The 24849-nt window shown below is 63.9% G+C and carries 22 protein-coding genes; 14 read left to right on the top strand and 8 right to left on the bottom strand.

Features of this window, described 5'->3' with window-relative positions:
* Positions 1-728 precede the first annotated feature (728 nt).
* Positions 729-2606, top strand: coding sequence for an ABC-F family ATP-binding cassette domain-containing protein (locus tag JG747_RS25360; RefSeq protein WP_020628819.1), 1878 nt, complete (start codon positions 729-731; stop codon positions 2604-2606).
* Positions 2607-2670: 64 nt separating this feature from the next.
* On the opposite strand, the gene JG747_RS25355 is transcribed toward JG747_RS25360, so the two are convergent.
* From JG747_RS25355 to JG747_RS25345, 3 genes are all read right to left on the bottom strand, one after another.
* Complete coding sequence (locus JG747_RS25355) at positions 2671-3498, bottom strand: aldo/keto reductase (protein WP_202360285.1); 828 nt, start codon at positions 3496-3498, stop codon at positions 2671-2673.
* A gap of 103 nt (positions 3499-3601) precedes the next feature.
* Positions 3602-4477, bottom strand: a complete 876-nt coding sequence (locus JG747_RS25350) for an NmrA family NAD(P)-binding protein (RefSeq protein ID WP_202360284.1) — start codon at positions 4475-4477, stop codon at positions 3602-3604.
* A 38-nt stretch (positions 4478-4515) separates the two neighbouring features.
* A complete protein-coding gene (locus JG747_RS25345; protein WP_202360283.1) occupies positions 4516-5796 on the bottom strand; it encodes a serine hydrolase domain-containing protein in 1281 nt (426 codons plus the stop codon).
* Between the two features lie 178 nt (positions 5797-5974).
* Between JG747_RS25345 and JG747_RS25340 the strand changes: the two genes are divergently transcribed.
* From JG747_RS25340 to JG747_RS25330, 3 genes are all read left to right on the top strand, one after another.
* A complete protein-coding gene (locus tag JG747_RS25340; protein ID WP_038645795.1) occupies positions 5975-6877 on the top strand; it encodes a LysR family transcriptional regulator in 903 nt (300 codons plus the stop codon).
* Between the two features lie 214 nt (positions 6878-7091).
* Entirely contained in the window at positions 7092-9212 is a 2121-nt protein-coding gene (locus JG747_RS25335; RefSeq protein ID WP_202360282.1) for a molybdopterin-containing oxidoreductase family protein, read from the top strand.
* Between the two features lie 100 nt (positions 9213-9312).
* Positions 9313-10116, top strand: a complete 804-nt coding sequence (locus JG747_RS25330; RefSeq protein WP_202360281.1) for an arginase family protein — start codon at positions 9313-9315, stop codon at positions 10114-10116.
* Between the two features lie 13 nt (positions 10117-10129).
* Here the strand turns inward: JG747_RS25330 and JG747_RS25325 are convergent, their stop codons facing one another.
* Positions 10130-11317, bottom strand: coding sequence for a flavin-containing monooxygenase (locus tag JG747_RS25325; RefSeq protein ID WP_019857349.1), 1188 nt, complete (start codon positions 11315-11317; stop codon positions 10130-10132).
* A gap of 28 nt (positions 11318-11345) precedes the next feature.
* Complete coding sequence (locus JG747_RS25320; RefSeq protein WP_019857350.1) at positions 11346-11825, bottom strand: Lrp/AsnC family transcriptional regulator; 480 nt, start codon at positions 11823-11825, stop codon at positions 11346-11348.
* 102 nt (positions 11826-11927) lie between these two features.
* Here JG747_RS25320 and JG747_RS25315 point away from each other — a divergent pair, with 102 nt between their 5' ends.
* The 4 genes from JG747_RS25315 (at position 11928) to JG747_RS25300 (ending at position 16021) form a co-directional block, all read left to right on the top strand.
* Entirely contained in the window at positions 11928-13136 is a 1209-nt protein-coding gene (locus tag JG747_RS25315; RefSeq protein ID WP_032921036.1) for a diaminopropionate ammonia-lyase, read from the top strand.
* Positions 13133-14365 (top strand): Zn-dependent hydrolase, encoded by a 1233-nt coding sequence (locus tag JG747_RS25310; protein WP_202360280.1) that lies wholly within the window; start codon positions 13133-13135, stop codon positions 14363-14365. Before JG747_RS25315 ends, JG747_RS25310 begins: the two co-directional genes overlap by 4 nt.
* A 4-nt stretch (positions 14366-14369) precedes the next feature.
* Positions 14370-15530: a M20 aminoacylase family protein gene (locus tag JG747_RS25305; RefSeq protein ID WP_202360279.1), complete on the top strand. Its 1161-nt coding sequence runs from the start codon at positions 14370-14372 to the stop codon at positions 15528-15530.
* Positions 15531-15847: 317 nt separating this feature from the next.
* Positions 15848-16021, top strand: coding sequence for a hypothetical protein (locus tag JG747_RS25300; RefSeq protein WP_244748218.1), 174 nt, complete (start codon positions 15848-15850; stop codon positions 16019-16021).
* Positions 16022-16053: 32 nt separating this feature from the next.
* Here JG747_RS25300 and JG747_RS25295 read toward each other — a convergent pair whose 3' ends face one another.
* Positions 16054-16200, bottom strand: a complete 147-nt coding sequence (locus JG747_RS25295) for a hypothetical protein (RefSeq protein ID WP_167470438.1) — start codon at positions 16198-16200, stop codon at positions 16054-16056.
* Between the two features lie 112 nt (positions 16201-16312).
* On the opposite strand from JG747_RS25295, the gene JG747_RS25290 reads away from it, so the two are divergent.
* The 6 genes from JG747_RS25290 to JG747_RS25265 all read left to right on the top strand — a co-directional run bounded on the left by JG747_RS25290 (position 16313) and on the right by JG747_RS25265 (position 22503).
* A complete protein-coding gene (locus JG747_RS25290) occupies positions 16313-16486 on the top strand; it encodes a hypothetical protein (RefSeq protein WP_081296140.1) in 174 nt (57 codons plus the stop codon).
* 112 nt (positions 16487-16598) lie between these two features.
* Positions 16599-18692, top strand: a complete 2094-nt coding sequence (locus JG747_RS25285) for an ATP-dependent helicase (protein ID WP_202360277.1) — start codon at positions 16599-16601, stop codon at positions 18690-18692.
* Between the two features lie 8 nt (positions 18693-18700).
* Complete coding sequence (gene dapB, locus JG747_RS25280; RefSeq protein WP_202360276.1) at positions 18701-19477, top strand: 4-hydroxy-tetrahydrodipicolinate reductase; 777 nt, start codon at positions 18701-18703, stop codon at positions 19475-19477.
* Positions 19478-19738: 261 nt separating this feature from the next.
* Entirely contained in the window at positions 19739-20695 is a 957-nt protein-coding gene (locus JG747_RS25275; RefSeq protein WP_441939346.1) for an ABC transporter substrate-binding protein, read from the top strand.
* A 108-nt stretch (positions 20696-20803) separates the two neighbouring features.
* Complete coding sequence (locus tag JG747_RS25270) at positions 20804-21613, top strand: ABC transporter ATP-binding protein (protein WP_038645810.1); 810 nt, start codon at positions 20804-20806, stop codon at positions 21611-21613.
* A gap of 11 nt (positions 21614-21624) precedes the next feature.
* A complete protein-coding gene (locus JG747_RS25265; RefSeq protein ID WP_019857360.1) occupies positions 21625-22503 on the top strand; it encodes an ABC transporter permease in 879 nt (292 codons plus the stop codon).
* A 13-nt stretch (positions 22504-22516) separates the two neighbouring features.
* On the opposite strand, the gene JG747_RS25260 is transcribed toward JG747_RS25265, so the two are convergent.
* Both JG747_RS25260 and JG747_RS25255 read right to left on the bottom strand, forming a co-directional pair.
* Positions 22517-23875, bottom strand: coding sequence for a sensor histidine kinase (locus JG747_RS25260; protein WP_202360275.1), 1359 nt, complete (start codon positions 23873-23875; stop codon positions 22517-22519).
* Positions 23862-24533, bottom strand: a complete 672-nt coding sequence (locus tag JG747_RS25255; protein ID WP_019857362.1) for a response regulator — start codon at positions 24531-24533, stop codon at positions 23862-23864. Before JG747_RS25255 ends, JG747_RS25260 begins: the two co-directional genes overlap by 14 nt.
* Between the last annotated feature and the right edge of the window lie 316 nt (positions 24534-24849).

Here is a 24849-nt window from a genome sequence, read left to right as displayed (position 1 = left end):
TCACGTAAGGCACGCCCGCCGCAGTGTTCGGAATGGTTGGGAAGTCGGCCTGCGATGTCGATGCTAACAAGACGTCGCTGCAGTTCCCTGTGCCAAGGTTCCTTGGGATGCAACTTCATCCCGCAATGTGTCGGCAATTTCCATCAAACTATGCCCAGCCTCGGGATGGGCGTCGAGCAACTGACTGGCAACGGCTGCTATGTCCAGCCTGCCCCGACGCCGCTGGGCATCGGAAACGGCGTCTGCGATCTTGAGCGCCAACGGAAGCGTGGGCATCCTCGAATCTCCATGCCGCCTTGGTTCATTCGGGCCCTGATGGGAGTTTCATCGGACCCGGTTTTCCGATTGATGCCGAGCCGTTTCCTTTGCCATGCTGAAAAATCCCCGGCCGGGGTTCCTGCTGTCGTAACCAAACGTGGTTGGGGGGCAGTCCGGTTTCGTCAGCTCGTGAAGCGTAGGACGCGCGTCGGGCGCCCGTCTGTTCAATATTGACCACCACGGCGCGGACAGTGTGCCGATAGACTTTGCCTTTAGCCTTCGAGGATTTTCCGGTGATGAGCGCAGGCGCGTTTTGCGATCAGGCCTTCGGCGGTCGTCGAGGACAGGCACGAATTTCACGGACAAGGCCACCAATTCGCCTCGCGCTCCCGCCTGTGTTTCAGGCCTTGTGCGGCCAACTGGCCCGGAAGGTCTTGCGAAGCGTTGATGTCCAGTGCAAAAGCGCGGCCATGCTGATCATCAACGACCTTTCGCTCCGCATGGCCGGGCGCCTGCTTCTCGACCATGCCTCGCTGACCTTGCCGGCCGGCACCAAGGCCGGCCTTGTCGGCCGCAACGGTACCGGCAAGACGACGCTGTTCAAGGCCATCACCGGCGATTTTCCCTCCGAGACCGGCTCGATCAGCCTGCCGAAGAACACGCGCATCGGCCAGGTGGCGCAGGAAGCGCCGGGAACCGAGGAGCCGCTGATCGAGATCGTGCTCAAGGCCGACCTCGAACGCACGGCGCTGCTCGAAGAGGAAAAGACGGCGACCGATCCGCACCGCATCGCCGACATCCACATGCGGCTGGCCGACATCGACGCGCATTCGGCCGAGTCCCGCGCCGCCACCATCCTCGCCGGCCTCGGCTTCGACGACGCGGCGCAGCGCCGGCCGGCCTCGTCCTTCTCCGGCGGCTGGCGCATGCGCGTGGCATTGGCTGCCGTGCTGTTTTCAGAGCCTGATCTGCTCCTGCTCGACGAGCCGACCAACTATCTCGACCTCGAAGGCACGCTGTGGCTGGAAAACTACGTGTCGAAATACCCGCACACCGTGCTTCTGATTTCGCACGATCGCGACCTGCTCAACCGTGCCGTCAACTCGATCGTTCATCTCGACCAGAAGAAGCTGACCTTCTGGCGCGGCGGCTACGATCAGTTCGAGCGCCAATACACCGAGCAGAAGGAATTGCAGGAAAAAGGTCGCGTCAAACAGGAGGCCGCCCGCAAGCACATGGAATCCTTCGTCGAGCGGTTCCGCGCCAAGGCGTCCAAGGCCAGACAGGCGCAGTCACGCATCAAGGCCCTGGAAAAGATGAAGCCGATCGCGGCGATCGTGAACGATTCGGTGCGGCCGTTCTCTTTTCCCGAACCGGTGAAGACCGTGGCCTCGCCGATCGTGGCGCTGAACAACGTCAATGTCGGCTACACCGAAGGCCAGCCGATCCTGAAGAAGATGACGTTGCGCATAGACGCCGACGACCGCATCGCGCTGCTTGGCGCCAACGGCAACGGCAAGTCGACCTTCGCCAAGCTGCTGTCGGGCCGGCTCAAGCAGGAGAGCGGCACGATGACGGTGGCGCCCGGGCTGAAGGTGGCGATCTTCGCCCAGCATCAGCTCGACGATCTGCGTCCGGAGGAAAACGCCTATGAGCATGTCCGCCGGCTGATGCCGGAGGCGCCGGAGTCCAAGGTGCGCGGTCGTGTTGCCCAGTTCGGTCTGACGACCGAGAAGATGAATACGCCAGCCAAGGACTTGTCCGGCGGCGAGAAGGCGCGGCTTTTGATGGGCTTGTCGGCCTTCGAGGGGCCGAACCTGTTCATCCTCGACGAGCCGACCAACCATCTCGACATCGACAGCCGTGAATCGCTGATCCATGCGCTCAACGAATTTCCCGGGGCTGTCATCCTGATCTCGCACGACCGCCATTTGCTTGAGGCGACCGCCGACCGGCTCTGGCTGGTCAAGGACGGGGCGGTCAATCCGTATGAGGGCGACCTGGAGGACTACAAGACGCTGGTCACCGGCGTGTCCGGCGACCGCCGCGGCAGGCGCGAGGCCGACAAGGCGTCAAAAGCCGACCGCCGCCGCGATGCGGCGGCGCGCCGCGCCGCCTTCGAACCGCTGGCCAAGGAAATCCGCGCCACAGAAGCGCTGATGGACCGCATCCGCAAACGCATCGACGGCATCGAGGACGAACTGGCCAATCCGGCGATCTACGAAAAGGATCCCTCGACGGCGACGCGCCTGGCCAAGGAGCGCTCGCAGCTCGCCCAGACGCTGGCCGGCCACGAGGAAAAATGGCTGACCATGTCGGCCGAGTATGAGGAAGGCACGGCGGAGTAGGGCGGCCGACCTCGTCGCAAACCGCGATTGGGACCGATCACAGCGCCAGCCCCATGCCGCGATTTCATGCAGCGGCATTCCAATCGGGTGCGAAGGGTGGCCGGACGAAGCGCTGGTCCTTCGGCAGAGCAGCAATCGTCGCGCGATCCTCATCGTCGAGCCGAATGCCGAGCGCATCGAGATTGGACTTCTGGCTTTCGGGGCGCGCGGCTTTCGGGATCACGATGACGCCCTCCTGGTCCAGAAGCCAGGCGATGGCCATCTGCGCTGCGCTGCAGCCATGCTTGCGCCCGAGGCCGGCGAGCGTTGCGTCACTGGCGGCCCGGCCCTGGGCGAGCGGCGCGTAGGCCGTCAAGGGGATGCCGTTGCCCCGCAGGTAGGACAGCATCCGGTCCTGCGACAGGAATGGGTGGTATTCGAGCTGGACGCTCGCGATCGGCGCACCGATCTCCTCCACGGCGCGGCGGATCATCGGCAGGTTGAAGTTGCACACGCCGATCGCACGCGTGAGGCCTTGCTCCCGCAGCGACATCAACGCTTCCAGCGTCGCCTTGATGTCCAAGTCTTTGGACGGCCAGTGGATCATGTAAAGATCGACATGGTCGAGCCTCAGCTTGCCCAGGCTGATGTCAAAGGCCCGGCGCAACGCATCCGGCGCAAGTTGGTCGTGCCATACCTTCGTCGTGACGAAGAGCTCGTTCCGGTTCACGCCGGACGCTGCTATGGCGGCGCCGACGGCGGCTTCGTTCTCGTACATCGCCGCGGTGTCGATATGTCGGTAGCCGAGCGCAATGGCGCTCTCGACGACCGGCTGGGCGTCGTCCCCTGGCATGCGGAACGTACCGAAACCGAGGCGCGGGATCGCAATGCCCTGCGTGATGATCGATTCCATGATGATTTCCTTTCGAAACTGTGGCGATGGCAGGGCACGGGCGACCGCCACCGCTTCGCGCCAGCGACTGGTTCGCAAGTCCATGCGCCAAATCGTGACCGTGTCAGGTGGCTGACCGGCTCGCCGCGACGAGGTTGGTGATAACGCTATCGAGCGTCGTTGTCCCTTTGATCGCCGACCGGCCTTGGTCGCTGAACTCGATCCAGCCCTCGTTGAAGCCGTCAAGCATCCGGATCCGCGGCAACGGATTTTGCGTACCCTGGGAACGGAAGATCTGCTCCCAGCTCTCGCGCGGCACCGTCTCGACCTTGACCGGGCGCTCCAGCACCGTGGCGAAGGCGCGGGCGAGATCGTTGGGCGAGACGCGGACGGGCCCCTCCAGTTCGATGACCCGCGTCCCGATCCAATTCTCCTGAAGCAGCACGGCGGCCAGGCGCCCGACATCTTGCGTCGCGACCATCGGCAACGGCCTGTCGGCCGGCTGCAGGAAGCTGCGCAGCACGCCTTCGTCGCTCGCCGAGGGAATGTCCCAGAGCGCATTCTCCAAGAACCAGCCGGGCCTTAGGAAGGTGACCGGAAGCCCGATCCCGTCCAGCGCCTGTTCCATCAGCGTGCGCTGGGTCAGCAGGTTCTCGTGCGGCGCGTCCGCGCCGATGGTCGACAGGCAGACCACCTTGCCGGGACGCGCCTCGGCCAAGGCAGCGGTCACGGCCGCGATGACGCGCTTAGCCTCGGGAAAGCCGGGTTCCGGATCGAACTCGGAGGGCGGCAGGATGAAGACGCCCACAGCCTCCCTGAAGGCCGAGGCCAGGCTTGCCGCATCGTCCATCTCGGCCAGGGCGACATCACAGCCGCGACGTCTCCACTCCGCTGCCTTGGCCGCGTCGCGCAGGACGGCGCGGACAGGCAATCCCTCGGCTAGCAGGCTGCGCGCAAGCGCGCCGCCGACCTTGCCGGTTACTCCGGTGATTGCATACATGGTGGTTCTCCAAAAGGTTGGTGTCGATCGTCAGGGGTTCAGGCGAGCCCGGCATAGAGGCCGCGCTCGAACGCGCCGTAGAGCGCGACGACACGCTCGTCGTAGAAGGGCAGGACCTGGGTGAAGAGCGCGCCGGTGACGTGCTTCACCGGGTCGAGCCAGAAGTAGCAGTTGAGCAGACCTGCCCAGGAGATGCTGCCGGCGGAGCGCCCATTCGGTCCTGGCTGCGTGTTGATGTCGAAGGACAGGCCCCATTTATGCGGCTGTTGCGGGAACTGGTCGAAGCTGCGGGAATAGGACGGCTGCGCCGAGCGCATCTCCTGGACGCTTAGCTCGCCGATCTGGTTCTGCATCATCATGGCGACCGTCTCCGGACGCAGGATTCGCGCGCCATGCAGCGCGCCGCCATTCAGCAGTGCCTGCAGGAAGGCCATATAGTCCCGCGGTGTCGAGAAGGCACCGCCGCCGCCCATGAAGAACTCCGGCCGTTGCGGCATTTCGAAGGGCGCCGGCTCCAGCCCGCCATCGGCCCCGCGGTTGTGGAAGGTGGCGACGCGCCGCTTCTGCTTGGTGCCGATCAGGAAGCCTGAATCCCTCATGCCGAGCGGCGCGAAGATGTTCTCGCGGAAGTAGATTTCGAGCGACTGATCGGACACCGCTTCGACGAGCTTGCCGATCCAGTCCATGCTGATGCCGTATTCCCACCGTTCGCCGGGTTCGAATTCGAGCGGGGCGGTGAAAGCTGCGTTCTTGCAGGTCGCGATGTCGGGCATGCCCGTCACCTTCTCGTAGCGGGTCAGAGCCTCGCTCCAGATCGAGTAGGTGTAGCCGGAAGTATGCGTCAGCAGATGGCGCACCTTGATCGCGCGCTTGGCCGGCCGCAGTCGCGGCGTTCCATCCTCGGCAAAGCCGTCAAGAACCTGCGGCGAGGCCAGCTCAGGCAGGTATTTCGCCGCGTCGTCGTCCAGATTGAGGCGGCCCTGCTCGATCAGCTGCATGCAGGCCGTAGCCGTGAAAGCCTTGGTCATCGACAGCAGCCAGAACACCGTGTCGAGCGTCATCGGCGCCCCCGTTGCAGTGTTCGCCTTGCCGAAGGCACCCCCATAGACCATGCCTTTCGGCGTCGCCGCGACGGCGATGACGCCGGCCACGTCGTTCTTCGAAACGCCTTCGCGCAGGGCGGCGTCGATCGCCTTGAACCGCATCGACGAACCGGCTGGCGTTGTCTTGGCCAGAGCGGGGCTGACCGCATCGAGAGCCAGGATGGCCCCGAGCATTCCGCCGCGCTGAAGCATCGTTCTGCGTGTGAGGTGATTCATGGCTAACTCCTTTCCGGATCGAAGGAAATCCGACCTGCTCAGCCTCTTTCGGCCGGCACTGCGGTGACGCCATGCTTGTACGTCTCGCTATCCAGTGATTCACGCGCATTAAGATCAGTGTTATGATGACTAGAAATCACCGATCCTCGTCATCGGGGTGTAGGCGAAGGGAGATCGAATGGTTTTCGACACGCGGCTTCTCACCGGCATTGGGGTCCTGGCAGCGGTCACGGAGGCCGGGAACTTCGCCCGTGCCGCGGAGATGCTGGGCCTGACGCCATCGGGGGTAAGTCGGGCCGTCGCGCGTCTGGAGGCCAGGGTCGGCGTGCGGCTCTTCGATCGCAATCCACGCGAGGTCAGCCTGACCGAGGAAGGCCGGCGCTTCCATGCGCAGGTGATGCCGCTGCTCGCAGGCTTGGATGAGGCTGCGGCCGAGGCCGCGGGCGCGGCGGCGGTGGTGCGCGGCCGGCTGCGCGTATCGGTGGACCCGTGGTTCGCACGCACGGTGCTCGCAGGCGGGCTGCAGCGGTTCCTCGCTCGCTATCCACTGCTCGTGCTGGATTTATTGACCAGCAACTATCGCGAGGAGATGATGAGCGGCGTAGACGTGGCGATACGCTTCGGGCCGCCCGATGCATCGTCCCTTATCGTGCGCAAACTCCTGGAAGCCCAGATTCTGACGGTTGCGGCGCCGGCCTATCTCGAACGGCACGGCGAGCCGCGATCGCCGCACGACCTCGTCCACCACGAAGCGCTTCTCTTCCGCGATCCCCAGACCGGCCTTCCTTTTCCATGGGAGTTTCACCGAGGCGGAGAGATCGTCGAGGTCAAGATCCCAAGCCGTCTGGTGCTGGATGATCCTTCCGTCGCGGTCACGGCCTGCGTCGCGGGCCAAGGCATTTTCCAAAGCCTCGCCATCGGCCTAGCGCCGTTCCTGGCACGGGGAGACCTCGTGCCGATCCTGCCGGAGTGGTCGGAAGAACTTTACCCACTCTACGCCTACCACCCATCACGCCATCTGCCGCCGGCCAAGGTCAGGGCATTCCTGGATTTTATCCAGGAGATTGCCGTTGGGTTGTAATCGATACCGGAGGCCATCGATGTCGATGGAACTATGGATCGAAGTAGGCAGCGCATGTCCGGCCACATACGCTGTGCGGGATGCGGTGCTTGCAATGCGTCTCCACACATCGGGTGGAAGTCGCCACATATCGGGTAGAAAGGCATCCCCGAAAGGCAGTCTATGGGCAAATCTGGCCCTACACGCCACGTTCGGAACCAGCTAAACATCCCCCATGAACCAGCACGCCAAGCTTCGCATCGGCCATTCGGCCTGTCCGCATGATTGCCCGTCCACCTGCGCGCTCGAGGTCGAGTTGCTCGACGGCAACCGCATCGGCCGTGTCCATGGCGCCAAGGCCAACACCTACACATCCGGCGTCGTCTGCGCCAAGGTCGCGCGCTATGCCGACCGCGTCCACCACCCCGACCGCTTGCTGAAGCCGCTGATCCGCGCCGGCGCAAAAGGCGACGGCGTCTGGCAGGAAGCGAGCTGGGAGGCCGCGCTCGACCTCGTCGCCGAAAGGTTCATCGCGGCCGAAGACAAATACGGCTCGGAGACGGTCTGGCCTTACTTCTATGCCGGCACGATGGGGCTGGTGCAGCGCGACGGCATCGACAGGCTGCGTCATGCCAAGAAGTATTCGGGCTTCTTCGGGTCGATCTGCACCAATCTCGCCTGGACTGGCTGGATGATGGGGGCGGGCGCCTTGCGTGGGCCCGACCCGCGCGAAATGGCGAAATCCGACTGCGTGGTGATCTGGGGCACCAATGCCGTGGTCACGCAGGTCAATGTGATGACCCATGCCATCAAGGCGCGCAAGGAACGCGGCGCTAAAATCGTCGTCATCGACGTCTATGAAAACGCGACGATGAAGCAGGCCGACATGGGCCTGGCGCTGAAACCCGGCACCGACGGCGCGCTGGCCTGCGCGGTCATGCATGTGCTGTTCAGGGAAGGCCTGGCCGACCGTGCCTATCTCGAAAAATACACCGACGATCCGAAGGGTTTGGAAGAGCATCTTAGGACGCGAACCCCTGAATGGGCGGCCCAGATCACGGGCTTATCGGTCGCCGAGATCGAAGCCTTTGCCCGCCTCGTTGGCACGACCAGGAAAACCTATTTCCGTCTCGGCTACGGCTTTGCCCGCCAGCGTAACGGCGCCGTCAACATGCATGCCGCCTCCTGCATCGCCGCGGTCACAGGAAGCTGGCAGTATGAGGGCGGCGGCGCCTTCCATTCGAATTCCGGCATCTTCAAGCTCAACCAGGAGGTGCTGGAAGGCACCAGGATGCGCGATCCGTCCATCCGCTATCTCGACCATTCGCGCATCGGTCCGGTGCTGACCGGCGCCGGCGACGCGCTCTACGGCGGACCGCCAGTGACGGCGATGCTGATCCAGAACACCAACCCGGTGAATGTCGCGCCTGAGCAGCGGCTGGTGAAGCAGGGCTTTCTGCGCGACGACCTGTTCACTTGCGTGCACGAGCAGTTCATGACCGACACCGCCAGGCTGGCCGATGTGGTGCTGCCGGCGACGATGTTTCTGGAGCATGACGACGTCTACAAGGGCGGCGGCAACCAGCACATCACGCTCGGGCCAAAGCTGATCGAGCCACCGGAAGGGCCGCGCACCAACCATTTCGTCATCGAGCAACTGGCCGAGCGCCTCGGCGTCGCCGACCGCCCGGGCTTCGGCCTGACAGAACAGCAGCACATCGACATCATTCTCGGCAAGCGTGGGCTGGGCAGTTTCGACAGCTTGAAAGAGCAGAAATGGGTCGATCTGCAGCCGGATTTCGAGGCCGCACATTTTATCAACGGGTTTGGCCATGCGGATGGTAAATTTCGCTTCCGCGCCGACTGGACCGGCCAGGCGGCTCCCAACCGGCCGCCGAAGAGCATGGGCCTGTTCGGACCGGTGGAGCGCCTGCCAGAGTTTCCCGACCATGTCGACCTGATCGAAGTGGCCGACGAGGCGCATCCGTTCCGGCTGACGACCTCGCCGGCGCGCAACTTCCTCAACTCGACCTTTGCCGAAACGCCGGTGTCGAAGGAAAAGGAAGGCAGGCCGGCATTGCTCCTCCATCCCGACGACGCGGCGGATCTTGGGCTTGCCGACGGCGACCGTGTCGAGGTCGGCAACCCGCGCGGCGAGTTGGTGCTGCACGCGAAGTTCTTCGACGGCATCAAGCGCGGCGTGGTGATCGCCGAAGGCATCTGGCCGAACAGCGCGCATGAGCGCGGCGAGGGCATCAACGTGCTGACCGGAGCCGATGCGCCGGCGCCCTATGGCGGCGCCGCCTTCCACGACAACAAGGTCTGGCTGCGCAAGGCGAACGAGCCGGCAGCCTAGCCGATCTCAATCCCTGGCACGGACCTGGCCCAACCAGCTCTCGTCGCAACGGCCAACTCGTACCGGTATAGAGGCTCTCTCTGCATCGGGGAGGACGTCGATGACAGGCGCGATTTCGCTTCTGAGAATACCGCATGACGAGAACTCGTCCCATCTGCGCGGCTCGGCCGACGCCCCAGCGCTGATCAGGCGGGAGCTGCATAGCGACGCCCACAGTTCGTGGAGCGAAACCGGCTTCGATCTGACGGATCGCTTCCTCGACCATGGCGACATCGACTTTGCCGGCGCCGGCGACCCCTGGGAACGCATCGAAAGCGAGGTCGGACGCGCGCTGAATGCCGGCCATCCGCTGATCAGCCTGGGTGGCGATCACGCCATTGCCTGGCCGGTTCTGCGTGCCGTGCGGCGGCGCCACCCTAGCCTGACGATCGTCCAAATCGATGCACACCCCGATATCTATCCTGCCTATCAGGGCAATTTGCGCTCCCACACCTCGTCCTTCGCCCGCATCATGGAGGAGCGGTTGGCCGACCGGCTGATTCAGATCGGCCTGCGCACGCTCAACGACGACCTTCGCGGCCAGATCGGGCGCTTCGGCATCGAGGTGGTCGAGGCGCGCCATGTCAGCGAGGGCCTGCGGCTCGACCTCACAACACCAGTCTATGTCTCGATGGATCTCGACGGGCTCGACCCCGCCTTTGCACCCGGCGTCTCGCACCGCGAGCCCGGCGGGCTGTCGACCCGGCAGGTCATCAACCTCATTCAAGGCATCGACCAGCCGATCGTGGCCGCCGATATTGTCGAATACAATCCAAGCCAGGATCTCTCCAACATGACGGCGCTTGTCGCCGCCAAGCTGACGAAGGAGATCGCCGGCATGATGCTGAAGACTGCACTGGGATAGGGCAGGCCGCAGATCACACCGGCAGGATTTCGGAAGCCTTTTTCCTGTTCAGCCGGTGCCTTATATCGTCGGCGATCGCCTGCGCCTCGATCCCGATCTCGCGCAGCAATCCGGTGACTGCATTGTGGAAACCAATGAGGTAGAGACCGAGATCCGAGGCTTTGGGGGTAACGCCACTGCGGTCCGGCTGGATGCCGGGCTCGAGAAATCTGGCATAGCCCGGCCGGTAGCCGGTGGCGAAGATGATCGCGTCGAATTTGCTGTGTTTGCCGTCGGCAAAACGGGCGCCGCGTTGCGAAATCTCGGCGATATCGGGCGCGACCTTGATCGCGCCTTCGCGGATCTTGCCGATGGTGCCTACATCGATCACCGGAATGCGCGATGCAATCGCAATCTGTTCTAGCAGTCCTTGTCCCGGCCGTTTGAGCCCGTATTTTTCCAGCCTGCCCAGCACCACGTCGAGAATGACCGGGAAAAGAACATCGTTGAAGCGTTGCGGCCCCAGGCGCGCAGCCATGCCGACCATCTGGATGGGCACGCCGAACAGTTCGCGCGGCACGATATGAACGCCGCCGCGTACGGAAATGGTCGGCTGTGCACCGTTTTCCGCCAGATCGAGCGCAATCTCCGCGCCGGTGTTGCCCATGCCGATGACCAGCACCGACTGACCGGCGAACGGTTTGGCATTGCGATAGTCCGCGCTGTGCAATGTCTTGCCCGTGAAAGTGTCGATACCGGCAAACCCGGGCCGCAAGGGCTCGGCATTGTAGCCTGACGCGATCACCACATGTTTGGCGCGCAACGGTCCGGATGGCGCGGCCACACGCCAGCCGCGACCGTCCCGGGTGACCGCTTTCACCGTTTCTCCGAACTGGGGCCTGAGGTCGAAGCGTTGCGCGTAGGCATCGAGATAGTCGACGAAGAGAGCGCGCGGCACATAACGCGGATAGTGTTTAGGAAAGGGCACGAAGGGCAGCGACGAATAGCGCTTGGTCGTATGCAGATGGACGCGCTCGTAATGGCGCCGCCAGGCAGGGGCGGCCTGCTGCTCTTTTTCGATGATGATGAAGTCGACGCCGGCCTGCCGCAGGCATGCGGCAACCGCCAGGCCCGCCGGCCCGGCCCCGATGATCGCTACTGTCGTGGTGCGGTCCAAGCACGCCTCCCAGCTCAATTCGCGTCCTGAGAATGTCAAAAGCATGGCGGTGGAGCCTGCCTGCCGGCAAGGCTCAATCCGGCAACGGCACCGTCAGCCCGACCTTGACGCGGTCCATGGCCACGAAGGTGCGGAATTTCCGGACATTGTTGTTGCCGAAGAACAGCTTTCGAGTCAGCGCCTCATAGGCGCCCATGTCGGCCACCGTGATGACGAGGATGAAGTCGGCCTCGCCGGTGACGTAATAGCACTGCTGCACTTCGGGCGTTTGCGAGAATTGCCGCTTGGCCGCGTCGATCAGCTCGGTTCGCTCGCTCTCCAGCTCCACCTCGACGAAGATGGTGATGGGCTGGCCGACCGCCGCGGGTTCGATGATTGCGACATTGCTTGCAATGACGCCGGCCTGCTCCATGCGCTTGATGCGGCGCTGCACCGCCGGTGCCGACAGGTTCACCACTTCGCCGATCAGCCGCTGCGGCGTCGTGTTGTCGCGCTGGAGGATGGCAAGGATGGCGAGATCGAAACTGTCGAGCGGAGGCGATGATGGAGGCAATGCGGTATCCCGGTGAAACAAACTTGCATTTCGCAGGCTCAATTACAGCGCTCTTTGCGCCTGTCCTGCAATATGTTGTCGCTGACTGCCAAGGAGGCGCCAGTGTTCCTGCCCAATCGCAATGCCTTGCACGGTGAGCCGCTTGATGCGACCGATGCCGAAACCCTCGGGATCGCGGGCGCGGACACGGTCGAGCGCTTTCTTGCCCATCGCGACAATCACGCGATGACGCCGCTGCACGCGCTGCCGGCGCTGGCGGGCGAACTTGGCCTCGCTGCGCTGCATGTCAAGGATGAGGGCTTTCGTCTCGGCCTGGGCAGCTTCAAGGCGCTGGGCGGCGCCTATGCTGTCTTCCGCCTGGTGTTGGAAGAGGCAGGCAAGCGCCTTGGCCGCCCCGTCGATATCGAGGATCTCGATCGTGCCGATGTTCGCTCGGTCGCCGCGAAGATGACATTTGCCTGCGCCACCGACGGCAATCACGGCCGCTCGGTCGCGCAAGGCGCCGAGCTTGCCGGCGCCAGGGCCGTGATCTTTGTCCATGCCGGCGTCAGCGACGGACGCATTGCTGCCATAGCCCGCTACGGCGCTGAGATGGTTCGCGTCGATGGCAATTATGACGATTCTGTCAGGCAAGCGGCACAGGTCGCGGCCGAGAAGGGCTGGAGCGTGGTGTCGGATACGTCGTGGCCGGGTTATGAGCGGATTCCCGGCCTGGTGATGCAAGGCTATACGGCGATCGTGCGCGAAGCGCTGCGCCAGCTCTGCGAACCGCCAACCCATGTCTTCGTCCAGGCCGGCGTTGGCGGCATTGCCGCGGCGGTGGCCGGCCATCTCGCCATCGTGCTCGGCGACGCCAGGCCGACCTTCATCGTTGTCGAGCCAGCGCGCGCGGCCTGCGTTGTCGCGGCTGCCCGGGCAGGGCATGTGGTCAAGGTGGCGCACGACCAGCCGACGGTCATGGCCATGCTTGAATGCTATGAGGCCTCTCAGGTCGCCTGGCGCGTGCTGGCGCGCGCCGCCGATGCCTTCATGGCCGTGGACGAGGGCGACGCGGTCGGCGCGATGCGGCGGCTGGCCCTGCCTGCCGGCAGCGATCCGGTCATCGTTGCCGGCGAGAGCGGCGGGGTCGGTCTTGCCGGACTGATCCGGGCGATGGCCGAAAACAGGGCCGATCTTGGCCTCGACGGCAAATCCCGCGTGCTGGTGATCAACACCGAAGGCGCCACCGACCCGCATCGCTATGCCGAACTGGTTGGCATGAGCCCTGCTGATGTGTTGGCCGGCAAGCTCGTTGCCGAGGCAACGCCATGATCGCGGTCGACGCGCAGCGCCTGCTTGGCCGCATCCGCGAACTTGGCGCTGTTGGCCGCGACGGCGAGGGCAGGCTGACCCGGCTGGCCGCCTCCGACACCGACAGGCAGGGCCGTGACCTCTTTGTCGGCTGGCTGCGCCAGGCCGGGCTCGATGTCGCCATCGACCGCATCGGCAACATTTTCGGCAACTGGCAAAGTGCCGACAATGTAGGCGAGGCGCCGCTGCTCATCGGCTCCCACATCGATACCGTCATCGACGCCGGCATCTATGATGGCTGCTACGGCGTGCTTGCCGGGCTGGAGGTGATCGAGACGCTGAAGGCATCGGGTCTCTCGCCGTTGCGCCCGCTCGCCGTCGCGGCCTTCACCAATGAGGAGGGCGTGCGCTTCTCCCCCGACATGATGGGGTCGCTGGTCCATGCCGGCGGCGTCGATGTCGAGGCGGCACTCGCCGCTGTCGGCACCGACGGCAGCACGCTCGGGCAGGAACTCGTCCGCATCGGCTACGCCGGCGAGCGCGAACCTGGCTTTCTCAAGCCGCACCTCTATGTCGAACTGCACATCGAACAGGGGCCGGTCCTGGAGCGCGAAGGCATTCCGATCGGCGCGGTGGAAACCCTGCAGGGCATCTCCTGGCAGCGCATCACCCTCGATGGCGTCGCCAACCATGCCGGCACCACGCCGATGTCGATGCGCTGCGACGCCGGATATGCCGCGGCACGCGTGGTCACCTTTCTGCATGACCTTGCCGCGGCCTCCAACGCGCCGACCGTTGCCACCGTCGGCACGATGCGCTTCGAGCCGAACGCCATCAATGTCATCCCATCGCGCGCCGTCTTGACGGTCGACCTGCGCGATCCCGACGAGCAGAGCCTGCAAGCACAGGAGGCGTCGCTGGCCGCCTTTCTCGAACAGCTCGCCGCCGAGGGCATCACCGTGTCGGTCGAACGGCTGGCCCGCTTCGAGCCGGTTGTTTTCGATGGGCAGGTCGTCGAGTTGATCGAGGCTGCTGCCAGGAAGCGCGGGCTTGCCTCGCGGCGCATGACCTCTGGCGCCGGCCATGACGCGCAGATGATCGCGCGCATCGCGCCGGCGGCGATGATCTTCGTGCCGAGCGCCGGAGGCATCAGCCACAGCCCGCATGAACACACCGAGGATGCCGAGCTTGTTGCCGGCGCCAACATCCTGCTTGATGTGGTCGCTGAACTTGCCGAACTCGAGGGCTGAAGACATGGCTAAACTCGATCCAGAAACGCTGAAGCGCGAGATGACCGCCTGGCGGCGCGACCTGCACGCGCACCCCGAATTCGGCTTCGAGGAGAAACGCACCGCGGCCTTCGTCGCGGCCAAGCTGCGGGAATTCGGCCTGTACGATGTCGCCGAGGGCGTCGGCGGCACCGGCGTCGTCGGCACGCTGAAGCGCGGCAGCGGCAACCGCGCCATTGCGTTGCGGGCCGACATGGATGCGCTGCGCATCGCGGAGCAATCAAGCGCGCCCTACCGCTCCGGCAATCCCGGTATCATGCACGCCTGCGGCCATGATGGCCACACTGCCATGCTGCTTGGCGCGGCAAAGCTGCTGGCGGGCGAGGGTGGTTTCGACGGCACCGTGCGCTTCATCTTCCAGCCGGCCGAGGAGTGGGGCAGGGGCGCGCTGGCCATGCTCGACGACGGCCTGATGCAGCGCTTCCCCTTCGCCGAGATCTTTGGCCTGCACAACATGCCCGGCCTTCCCGTTGGGCACTTCGAGACCCGTGCCGGCCCGGTCATGTCGGCCGAGGATAATTTCGAGATCGTGCTCAAGGGGCTCGGCGGCCACGCGGCACGGCCGCATTCGGGCAACGAAACGCTGGTCGCCGCCTGCGCGCTGGTCACCAATCTACAGACCATCGTTTCGCGCCGCCTGAGCCCGACCGACATAGCCGTGGTTTCTGTGACCGAACTGATCACCGACGGCACCCGCAATGCGCTGCCTGGTCTTGCCCGCATCCTCGGCGATGCGCGCAGTTTTCGCCCCGAAGTCAGCGCGGAGATCGAACGCCAGATGCGCATCATCGCCGAGGGCACCGCGGCCGCCTACAACGTTGCCGCCGAGGTCAATTACACCAGGGAATTCGTGCCCTTGCACAACGATACCGAACTGGTCGAGGCGGCCTTCGCCGCCGCCAAAAATGTCTTCGAGCCCGGCAATATCGCGATTGCCCGCGAGCCCGTGACGGCGTCGGAGGATTTTGCCCGTTTCCTCGATCACGTGCCGGGCTGCTTCGTCTTCCTCGGCAATGGCGAGGCTTCGGCGCCGCTGCACAATTCCAGCTATGACTTCAATGATGAAGGGCTGGTGTTCGGCGCCAGTTTCCATGCCGCCATCGTCAGGCAACGGCTCGGATTTTGATCGGCTGCGGACCCTCGTCGGCACGCCTTTGCCGGTGGAAAACGCCTGAAAAGGCCGAAATCCGCGATCCCGCATGACGCAGGGGCAAGACTCAGCTACCTTGTATGGTGCGGCGGACCTGATTTATCCGCTTGGCCGGCGCCTTCTCCTCCCAAGCGGCGCCGGCCTTCTTCCCGCGCCGATCTCCTTCTAAATTAGCATCCATTAAATTTAGAATATTCGCACTTGCAGGGCGTTAGCGTCTTTATGGCATGGAAGGCGCCGGTATTTGGGCTGTTGCGGGAAGACGGATGCGCGGGCGGAGCTGGATAAAGGCGTTGCGTCAGGACGAGGCGCGGCAGGTGCGTGCGCGCATCGCCGAACTCGAAAGAACCCTCACAGTGGCATCGCCGGCCCGAGGCCGTCAGTTGCAGCAGGACGCCGGCCACGAACTGCGCAATGCCAAGTTCCGCCTTGAGCTGCTTGAAGAATGCATCGCTGCAATGCATTGAGGTTTTGCGGTCCTCATTGCACCGGAACTATCTCAGTTGCTGACAGTCTCCGTGTCCATGACAGGATCGCTGGCGTGAGAGCTTTGTTCGGCACCAGGGGCCTTGGTCGGTGGCAATTTGTTGTCGCAGGCCGAGACAGCCAAAACCACCAGAATGAGGGCTAATCCTAGCTTCTTCATCGCTGTCGCCTCCACCCTATCAACGACGCGCCATCGGTTTTGGTTGCGAACTTCGCGTGATGGAACAAACCGTCATGTTTCCGGTTGACTCTCATCAGAGGAGAACCGCGGCATGATCCGTTTGCTTCTAGCAGGTACATTCGCCTTTCTCGCCTATCGCCTCGCGCGAAAGATGATCGATGACGTGCCCGGCGACATCGATCCCCTGTTGCTGCCCGCGTCGAGAAGTGACCGAGACGTTCTGCGCCGCCAATCGGCGGCCATGGGTGTCGATCCCCGGCGGTAGGGCAATTCCAGGAAAAGCGCACAGCGCTTTGCGTTGGGAATTGCATCAAAATCAAGGGTCCGTCGCGCCGCTTGCATGTTGCGAACAAAGCGGAAACGATGCTTGATGGGCGATGAACCTCGCCGCCCATGATTCGACATTTGTGGAACCGACTCCCCAGCCCGCCTATCTCGCGCGGCTGAACGACGCCCAACGCCAGGCCGTCGAGCATGGCGACGGCAAGATCGCCGGGCCCTTGCTGGTCATTGCCGGCGCCGGCTCGGGCAAGACCAACACGCTAGCGCATCGCGTCGCCCATCTGATCGTCAGGGGTGCCGACCCGCGCCGTATCCTGCTGATGACCTTTTCGCGGCGCGCCGCGTCCGAAATGGCCAAGCGCGTCGAGCGCATCGCTGGCGAGGTGCTCGGCCGCGACGCCGCGGTCATCACCGATGCGCTGACCTGGGCAGGCACTTTTCACGGCATCGGCGCCCGGCTGTTGCGCGACTATGCGCTGGAGATCGGCCTCGACCCGGCCTTCACCATCCATGATCGCGAGGATTCCGCCGACCTGATGAACCTCGTGCGCCACGAACTTGGCTTCTCGAAAACGGAGGCACGTTTCCCAACCAAGGGCACCTGCCTTGCCATCTATTCGCGCGCCGTCAACGCGCAGGTGCCGCTCGGCGAAGTGCTGGGTTCTGCTTTCCCCTGGTGCGCCGGTTGGGCCGATCAGCTCAAGCAACTGTTCGCCGGCTATGTCGAGGCCAAGCAGGCGCAGAACGTGCTCGATTACGACGATCTGCTGCTCTATTGGGCGCAGATGGCGGCCGAGCCGGAAATAGGGGCGCATCTGGGCGGGCGTTTCGACCACGTTCTGGTCGACGAATACCAGGACACCAACCGGCTGCAGGCCTCGATCCTGATGGCGCTGAAACCCGACGGCGCCGGGCTGACGGTGGTCGGCGACGATGCGCAGTCGATCTATTCGTTCCGCGCCGCCGAGGTGCGCAACATCCTCGATTTTCCAAAACAGTTCGCGCAGGCCGCCGATGTGGTGATGCTGGAGCGCAATTACCGCTCGACAGAAACCATTCTGGCCGCCGCCAATGCGGTGATCGGCGAGGCCTCGGAGCGCTTCACCAAGAACCTTTGGTCGGAGCGCAAATCCACCGACAAGCCAAGGCTGGTGAGCGTCCGCGACGAGGTCGAGCAGGCCAACTTCGTCTGCGATACCATTCTGGCCGAACGAGAAGCTGGCACGGCGCTGAAATCGCAGGCAGTGCTGTTTCGCGCCTCGCATCACAGCGGGCCGCTGGAGATCGAGCTGACGCGGCGCAACATTCCCTTCGTCAAGTTCGGCGGCCTGAAATTCCTCGATGCCGCCCATGTCAAGGATGTGCTGGCGGTGCTGCGTTTTGCCGAAAACCCGCGCGACCGCGTCGCCGGCTTTCGCGTCCTGCAACTGATGCCGGGCATTGGCCCTTCGGCTGCCGCGCAGATTGTCGAGACGATGACATCGGCTCTGGACGAGGCGATGGGGCTGGCCGGCTGGCGGCCGCCGCAACGCGCTGCAGATGACTGGCCGGGTTTCGTCTCGCTCTATTCCGGCCTGCGGGCCGGCGCCAAATGGCCGGCCGATCTCGAACAGGTCAGGCTCTGGTACGAGCCACATCTGGAACGCATCCATGAGGATGCCGTCACACGTCGCGCCGACCTGTTGCAGCTCGAGCAGATCGGCTCTGGCTACGCTTCGCGCGAACGCTTCCTGACCGAACTCACGCTCGATCCGCCGGACGCGACCAGCGACCAGGCGGGGCCGCCGCATCGCGACGAGGACTATCTGATCCTGTCGACCATCCACTCGGCCAAGGGCCAGGAGTGGAAGAACGTCTTCGTGCTCAACACCGTCGATGGTTGCATTCCGGCTGATCTCGGCGTCGGCACCAAGGAGGATATCGAGGAGGAGCGCCGGCTGCTCTATGTGGCGATGACGCGCGCCAAGGATAGCCTCAACCTGGTCATGCCGCAGCGCTTCTTTCCCCATGGCCAGGCCGCGCGCGGCGACCGTCACCTCTACGCCTCACGCACCCGCTTCATCCCCGCCTCGATCCTTGGAGCGTTCCAGCAGATGTCGTGGCCGAGCGCACAGGCGGCACAGGGCAGGGCGCCCCGGCCGGAGGTGCGCGTCGATATCGGCGCGCGCATGCGCGGCATGTGGAAATAGCTGAGATCATGGTGCAACCGCCGATCCGGATCGCCATCGCCGGCGCGCTGGGCCGCATGGGCCGCCAGATGGCAGAGGCCGCGCTTGCCGATCCGCGGCTCGCGCTTGCTGCCCGCTTCCATCGCCCAAGCAGTGTCGGCGATGGGCTGGCGAGCCGCGACGAGGCGCTTGCCATGGCCGATGTGGTGATCGATTTCACCACGCCCGCCGCCTCCGCCGATCTGGCGAAGGTTTGCGCGGACCGGAGCGGGCCCGCTTTGGTGATCGGCTCGACCGGTTTCGATGCGGGCGAACTGGCTGATATAGCCGATGCCGCGAAAACGATTCCCATTGTGCGCTCCGGCAGTTTTTCGCTCGGGCTCAACATGCTGGTCGGGTTGGTCGAGCGGGCGGCGAGAGCGCTCGCCCCCGAAGATTGGGACGCCGAGATTTTCGAGGCGCATCATCGCCACAAGATCGACGCGCCGTCAGGCACCGCACTGATGCTGGGACAGGCTGTCGCCGGTGGACGCGGCGTCGAACTGGACGCGGTCGCCAGGCGCGTCCGCGACGGCGTCACCGGCGCGCGGCCAGCCGGCGAGATCGGTTTTGCGGTGGTTCGCGGCGGCAGCATCATCGGCGAACACAGCGTCAGCTTCTGTGCCGAAGGCGAGCTTGTTACCTTGTCGCACGCTGCCGGCGACCGCACCATGTTCGCCCGTGGCGCCATCGCCGCGGCACTTTGGGTGTCGGGACGCTCGCCCGGCGAATATGATATGCGCGACGTGCTTGGGTTTGACCGCTGAACTTGGCACGGCGGGCATTTTCACGACGCCGCGACGGCCTGCTGGCCACGGCTTACTGATCCGTAAGCTTTGCCGTCATTTTCGGCTTTACCCTGAAAGCTGGATGAAAGGTTGGTGCCATAACTCTTGTCCGGCGCCCCCATATTGTCGCGCAAACGCGATGGGAGAGAGAGGGGCGCGGGAAACGAACAAAGGGAAGAGGCCATGTCGCTCGCGCGAATTCTGCTTGATTCAGCCGCCACAACCGCACTCGTCGCCACCATGGCCTTGTCAGCGCCGTCCGTACACGCCGCCGACAAAGTTTCCATCATGGTCGGCGGCTACGAGAAGCAGATTTACCTGCCAGCCAAACTGACCGAAGCACTGGGCTACTTCAAGGACGAGGGTCTCGACGTCGAGTTGCTGAATGAGCCGGCCGGGGTCGACGCCGAAAACGAGATGCTTGCCGGTGCCGTGCAAGGAGTTGTCGGCTTTTATGATCACTGCATCGATCTGCAGGCCAAGGGCAAATTCGTCGAATCCATCGTCCAGTTCAGCCAGGCGCCGGGCGAGGTCGAGCTCGTTTCGACCAAGCATCCCGAGATCAAGTCGCCCGCCGACTTCAAGGGCATGAGCCTGGGCGTGACCGGTCTAGGCTCATCGACGAATTTTCTTACCGAATATCTTGCCGTCAAGAACGGCTTGAAGCTCGGCGAATTCACTTCGGTTCCGGTCGGCGCCGGCAACACCTTCATTGCCGCCATGCAGCAGGACAAGATCCAGGCGGGCATGACGACCGAACCGACGATCACGCGGCTGCTGAAGACTGGTGAGGCCAAAGTCCTTATCGACATGCGCACGATGGAAGGCACCAAGGCCGCGCTCGGCGGCACCTACCCGGCCGCCTCCCTCTATATGCAGACAGATTGGGTCGAAGCGCACAAGGACATCGTGCAGAAGCTGGCCAACGCTTTCGTCAAGACGCAGAAGTTCATCAATTCGCATAGCGGCGCCGAGATCGCCGACAAGATGCCGAAGGACTATTATGTCGGCGACAAGGAAGGCTATGTGAAGGCCCTCGATGCCGGCAAGGCGATGTTCACCCCCGACGGGATCATGCCCGAGGGTGGACCTGAGACAGTGCTGACGGTTCTTTCAGCCTTCAAGAAGGAACTGCAGGGCAAGCAGATCGACCTTGCCAAGACCTACACCTCGGAATTCGTCAAGAACGCCAAGTAGCAGGCCGTGCCGGCGCGATGAAGCCATCGCGCCGGCACCCGTCAGTTTTTCACGTCCGGCGGCCTTGGGGCCGACGGCGGGCGTCTGCTCTTATCCAGGAGTTCCACCATGGCTATTGAAAAAAATGCACCGGCGATCGAGCTGATCAACGTCAGCCGGCGTTTCCTTTCACCCACCGGCAAATCGCTGACGGCACTGCGCGACTTCACCATGACCGTACAGCGCGGCGAATTCGTCGCCGTTGTCGGCCCGACCGGCTGCGGAAAATCCACCACCCTCAACTTGGTGACCGGACTGGCAAGCCCAAGTGCTGGCGAAGTTCGTGTCATGGGCGCGCCGGTCAAAGGGATAGACCCGCGCATCGGCTTTGTTTTCCAAAGCGATGCCCTGTTTCCGTGGCGAACCGTGATCGACAACGTGATGGCTGGTCCGCTCTTTCGCGGCAAGGCCAAGTCCGAAGCCATGGCCGCGGCGCGAGACTGGCTAGCGCGCGTCGGCCTGTCGCGATTCGAGCAGCATTATCCGCACCAGCTTTCGGGCGGTATGCGCAAGCGCGTGGCGCTGGCGCAGACTTTCATAAACGGTCCGGAGATCCTGCTCATGGACGAGCCGTTTTCGGCGCTTGACGTGCAGACCCGCGTGCTGATGCATGAGGAGTTGCTGCGCCTTTGGTCCGAAGCAAAGGCTTCCGTGGTCTTCGTAACCCATGACCTGGAAGAGGCGATTGCCTTGGCCGACAAGGTCTATGTCCTGACCGCCGGGCCGGCCACCGTGAAGTCGGTCTACACGATCGACCTGCCGCGCCCGCGCGTCGTCGCCGACATCCGCTACGAACAAAGCTTCATCGATTACTCGCGCACCATCTGGGCCGACCTCAAGGAAGAGGTCGAGACCAGCTATGCACGCGCGGCGGCCTGAGGAGGAACGCCATGACAGATGCCGCTATCGACATCAGGGCAGGGGCATTCAAGCCTGGCACTTCCGACGCGGAAATCGAAGCGGCCGCGGCAAAGGCGTCGCAGCGCCGCCGCCGCACCGTCATATTCTGGCGGGTCGCCATCCTGGTCGCCTTTCTCGGCTTGTGGGAGATTGCCGCGCGCCTGGCGTGGATCGATCCGTTCTTCTACGCGATGCCGAGCGCGATCGCGCAGCGGCTCTATGAATGGACGACGGAAGGAACGTCCGAGGGGCCGCTCTGGTATCATCTCTATGTTACCATGGAAGAGTCGGTCATTGGCTTTGTGACCGGCTCGGTAGCTGGCATCATCATCGGCGTCGCGCTCGGCCGCAACCGGATGGCCGCCGACATTTTCTCCATCTACATCAAGGTGATCAACTCAATCCCCCGCGTGGTCCTGGCACCGATCTTCATCATGATTCTCGGCCTTGGCCTCGCTTCGAAAGTGGCGCTTGCCTTCGTCATGGTTTTCTTCGTTGTCTTCCACAATGCATTCCAGGGCGTGCGGGAGGCCGACAGGGCAATGATTGCCAATGCCCGTATCCTCGGAGCCTCCAACTGGCAGTTGACGCGCTCGGTCATCGTCCCTTCGGCGATGAGCTGGATCTTCGCCAGCCTGCATGTCAGCTTCGGCTTTGCCATCATCGGTGCGATCGTCGGCGAATTCGTCGGCTCGCGCTATGGCATCGGCCTGCTGATCAATATCGCCAAGGGATCCTTCGACGCCGCCGGCATGTATGCGGCCATCGTCATTGTCATGGTGGTGGCGCTTGGCGCCGAATATCTGATGACGATGGTCGAGGATCGCCTGGCGAAATGGCGTCCCCAGCCGTTGCATGAGACGCAGTGAGCGGCGACATGGGCTAGCTGCTTGCCAGTGGCAACCTCACGTCAACAACCAGACCGCCGGCCGCGCCATCCCGCAGGGTGACGCGGCCGCCGGCGTTTTCGATAACCTCGCGCACGATGGCGAGCCCCAGCCCGCTGCCTTCCTCGGTCGAGCCGGCGATGCGATAGAAGCGCTCGAACACGTGATCCCGCTCTTCCACCGGGATGCCAGGCCCGTCGTCGGTGACCGTCAGTACGGCTTCGCCATCGAGGGCCGCCAGCCTCACAGTGACGCTGCCACCTGACGAGGAGTAGCGCAGCGCATTGTCGACGAGGTTGACGATCATCTCACGCAGCATGGTGCCGTCGCCGATGACCGGCACGGGACCGGCCTCCTCAAGGCCGAGATCGACGTTGCGGCTGACGGCGATCGACGCATGGGTTTCCAGAACCTGGCGAGCCGCTTCGGTCAGGTCGACACGGTCGGCGCGCGGCCGTCGGCTGCCCGGCTCGGCTCTCGACAATGTCAGCAGTTGTTCGGCAAGCCGTGCCAGGCGGCCGGAGCTTGCCTGCAAGGCCACCAGTGCCTCGTGGCGGGCATCGGGGACTGTCTCTCGCAGCGCGTAGCTCGCCTGCGTCGACAGCAGCGCCAGCGGCGTGCGCAACTGGTGCGCGGCATTGGCGACGAAGCGGCGTTGCGACGCCATCTGTGCCCGCACGCGTGCCATATAGGCGTTTAGCGCATCGATCAGCGGGCGGATTTCACTCTGCGCGCCCCGCACTTCAATCGGATCGAGGTCGCTGCGGTTCGGCGAACGCACCGCGTCGCGCAGCCTGATGAGCGGCGCCAGGCCGCGATGCAGGCCAAGCAGCACGAACAAGCCGGCGATCGCCACCAGCGCCAACTGCTGGGCAAAGGCGCCAAACCAGAGTCGCCGCACCATCGCGTCATGTCCGGCAAGGGTGACGCCGACGGTAACCGATATCGGCGAATCCTCGGCGGCGCCGACCACACCCTGGCTGAAGGTAAGCAGCCGCAGCCGGTGATCGCGATAGGTTGCCTCGGTGCTGGACGGCGTCAATGCCTCCGGCAGATTGGGATAGCCGGTCAGCAGCCGCCCTCTGGCAGTCTTGACATGGTAGTAGACGCTGTCGCGGTCGCCCGTATCGAACATCTCGATCGCTGCCGGCGGTATCGTGGCATCGAGCACACCGTCGGTCATGGCGACCTGCTCGGCGATGGTCCGAGCCGAGCCGAGCAGCATTCGGTCGGTGACCAGGTTGGCGGTGGCCAGCGCGCTGCCATGGCTGGTCCACAGATTGATGGTGGCGAGTCCGGCCAGCGGCAGCACCACCCATGCCAACAATTGCAGGCGGAGGCTATTGATCTTCATGTCGCAAGAGATAGCCGAGGCCACGCAAGGTGGCGATCTGGACCCGCGACCCTTCGAGCTTCTTGCGCACGCGATGCACATAGATCTCGATGGCGCTGGGGTCGGCATCGGTCTCGAAGTCATAGATCGCCGCCGAAAGTGCTGCCTTGCTCACCGTGCGCCCGGCCTTCACCATCAATTGCTCCAGCACCGCATGCTCGCGGGGTGTGAGCGCCAGTGCTTCGCCGGCGAGCGAAAACAGCCTTGTGTTGGTGTCGAAGACGAGATCGCCGCAGGCAACGACAGGCGCGGTGCGGTCATTGGCGCGGCGCAACTGCGCCCGGATACGGGCCTCGAGCTCCTCGATCTGGAATGGCTTGGCCAGATAGTCGTCGGCGCCTTCATTGAGGCCCTTGACCCTGCCGTCGAGGCTGGCATTGGCGGTCAGCACGATCACCGGCACCCGGTTGCCGCGCGCCCGCAGCAAGCGCAGCACCTCCAGGCCGCTCATGCGCGGCAGCGCCAGGTCGAGGATGACGAGCGCATGGTCGCCCGCCGCCAGCGCGTGCTCGACATCCTCGCCGTCATGGACGATGTCGACTACATAATTCGCCTGGCGCAAGGTCTTGCCCAGCCAGTCGGCCAGTTCGCGATTGTCCTCAACGAGCAGCAGTCGCATATCTATGACAGTCCCAATCCCATTTGCGGCCTTCCAGCGGGTCGCCTTGGCTTGATGACCGCGGCACCCTGATCTCTCCTGAATGAGCGACAGTATCGATCTCAACGCAAGACAAATGCGGTCTTGGCGAGGGATAACTGCAGACCCTTGCAGCTTCAAATCGGTCAGTCCATACCCGCAAATCGAACCGAACGGTTCGGTTCTGATTGACAGATTGTACCGCAAACGGTGAACAATGGCCTCCGAAAACACTCCGGTTTGGCTGGGGGCGCCGAGCCTAATGAGCTGAAATCATTGCGTAAATCGCGCAGAAATT

Origin of the sequence: Mesorhizobium sp. 131-3-5, from assembly GCF_016756575.1 — a bacterium.
GTDB classification, from domain to species: domain Bacteria; phylum Pseudomonadota; class Alphaproteobacteria; order Rhizobiales; family Rhizobiaceae; genus Mesorhizobium; species Mesorhizobium jarvisii.
Note: the sequence above shows the minus strand (reverse complement) of the source record. Positions and strands in the feature narration are given on the sequence as shown.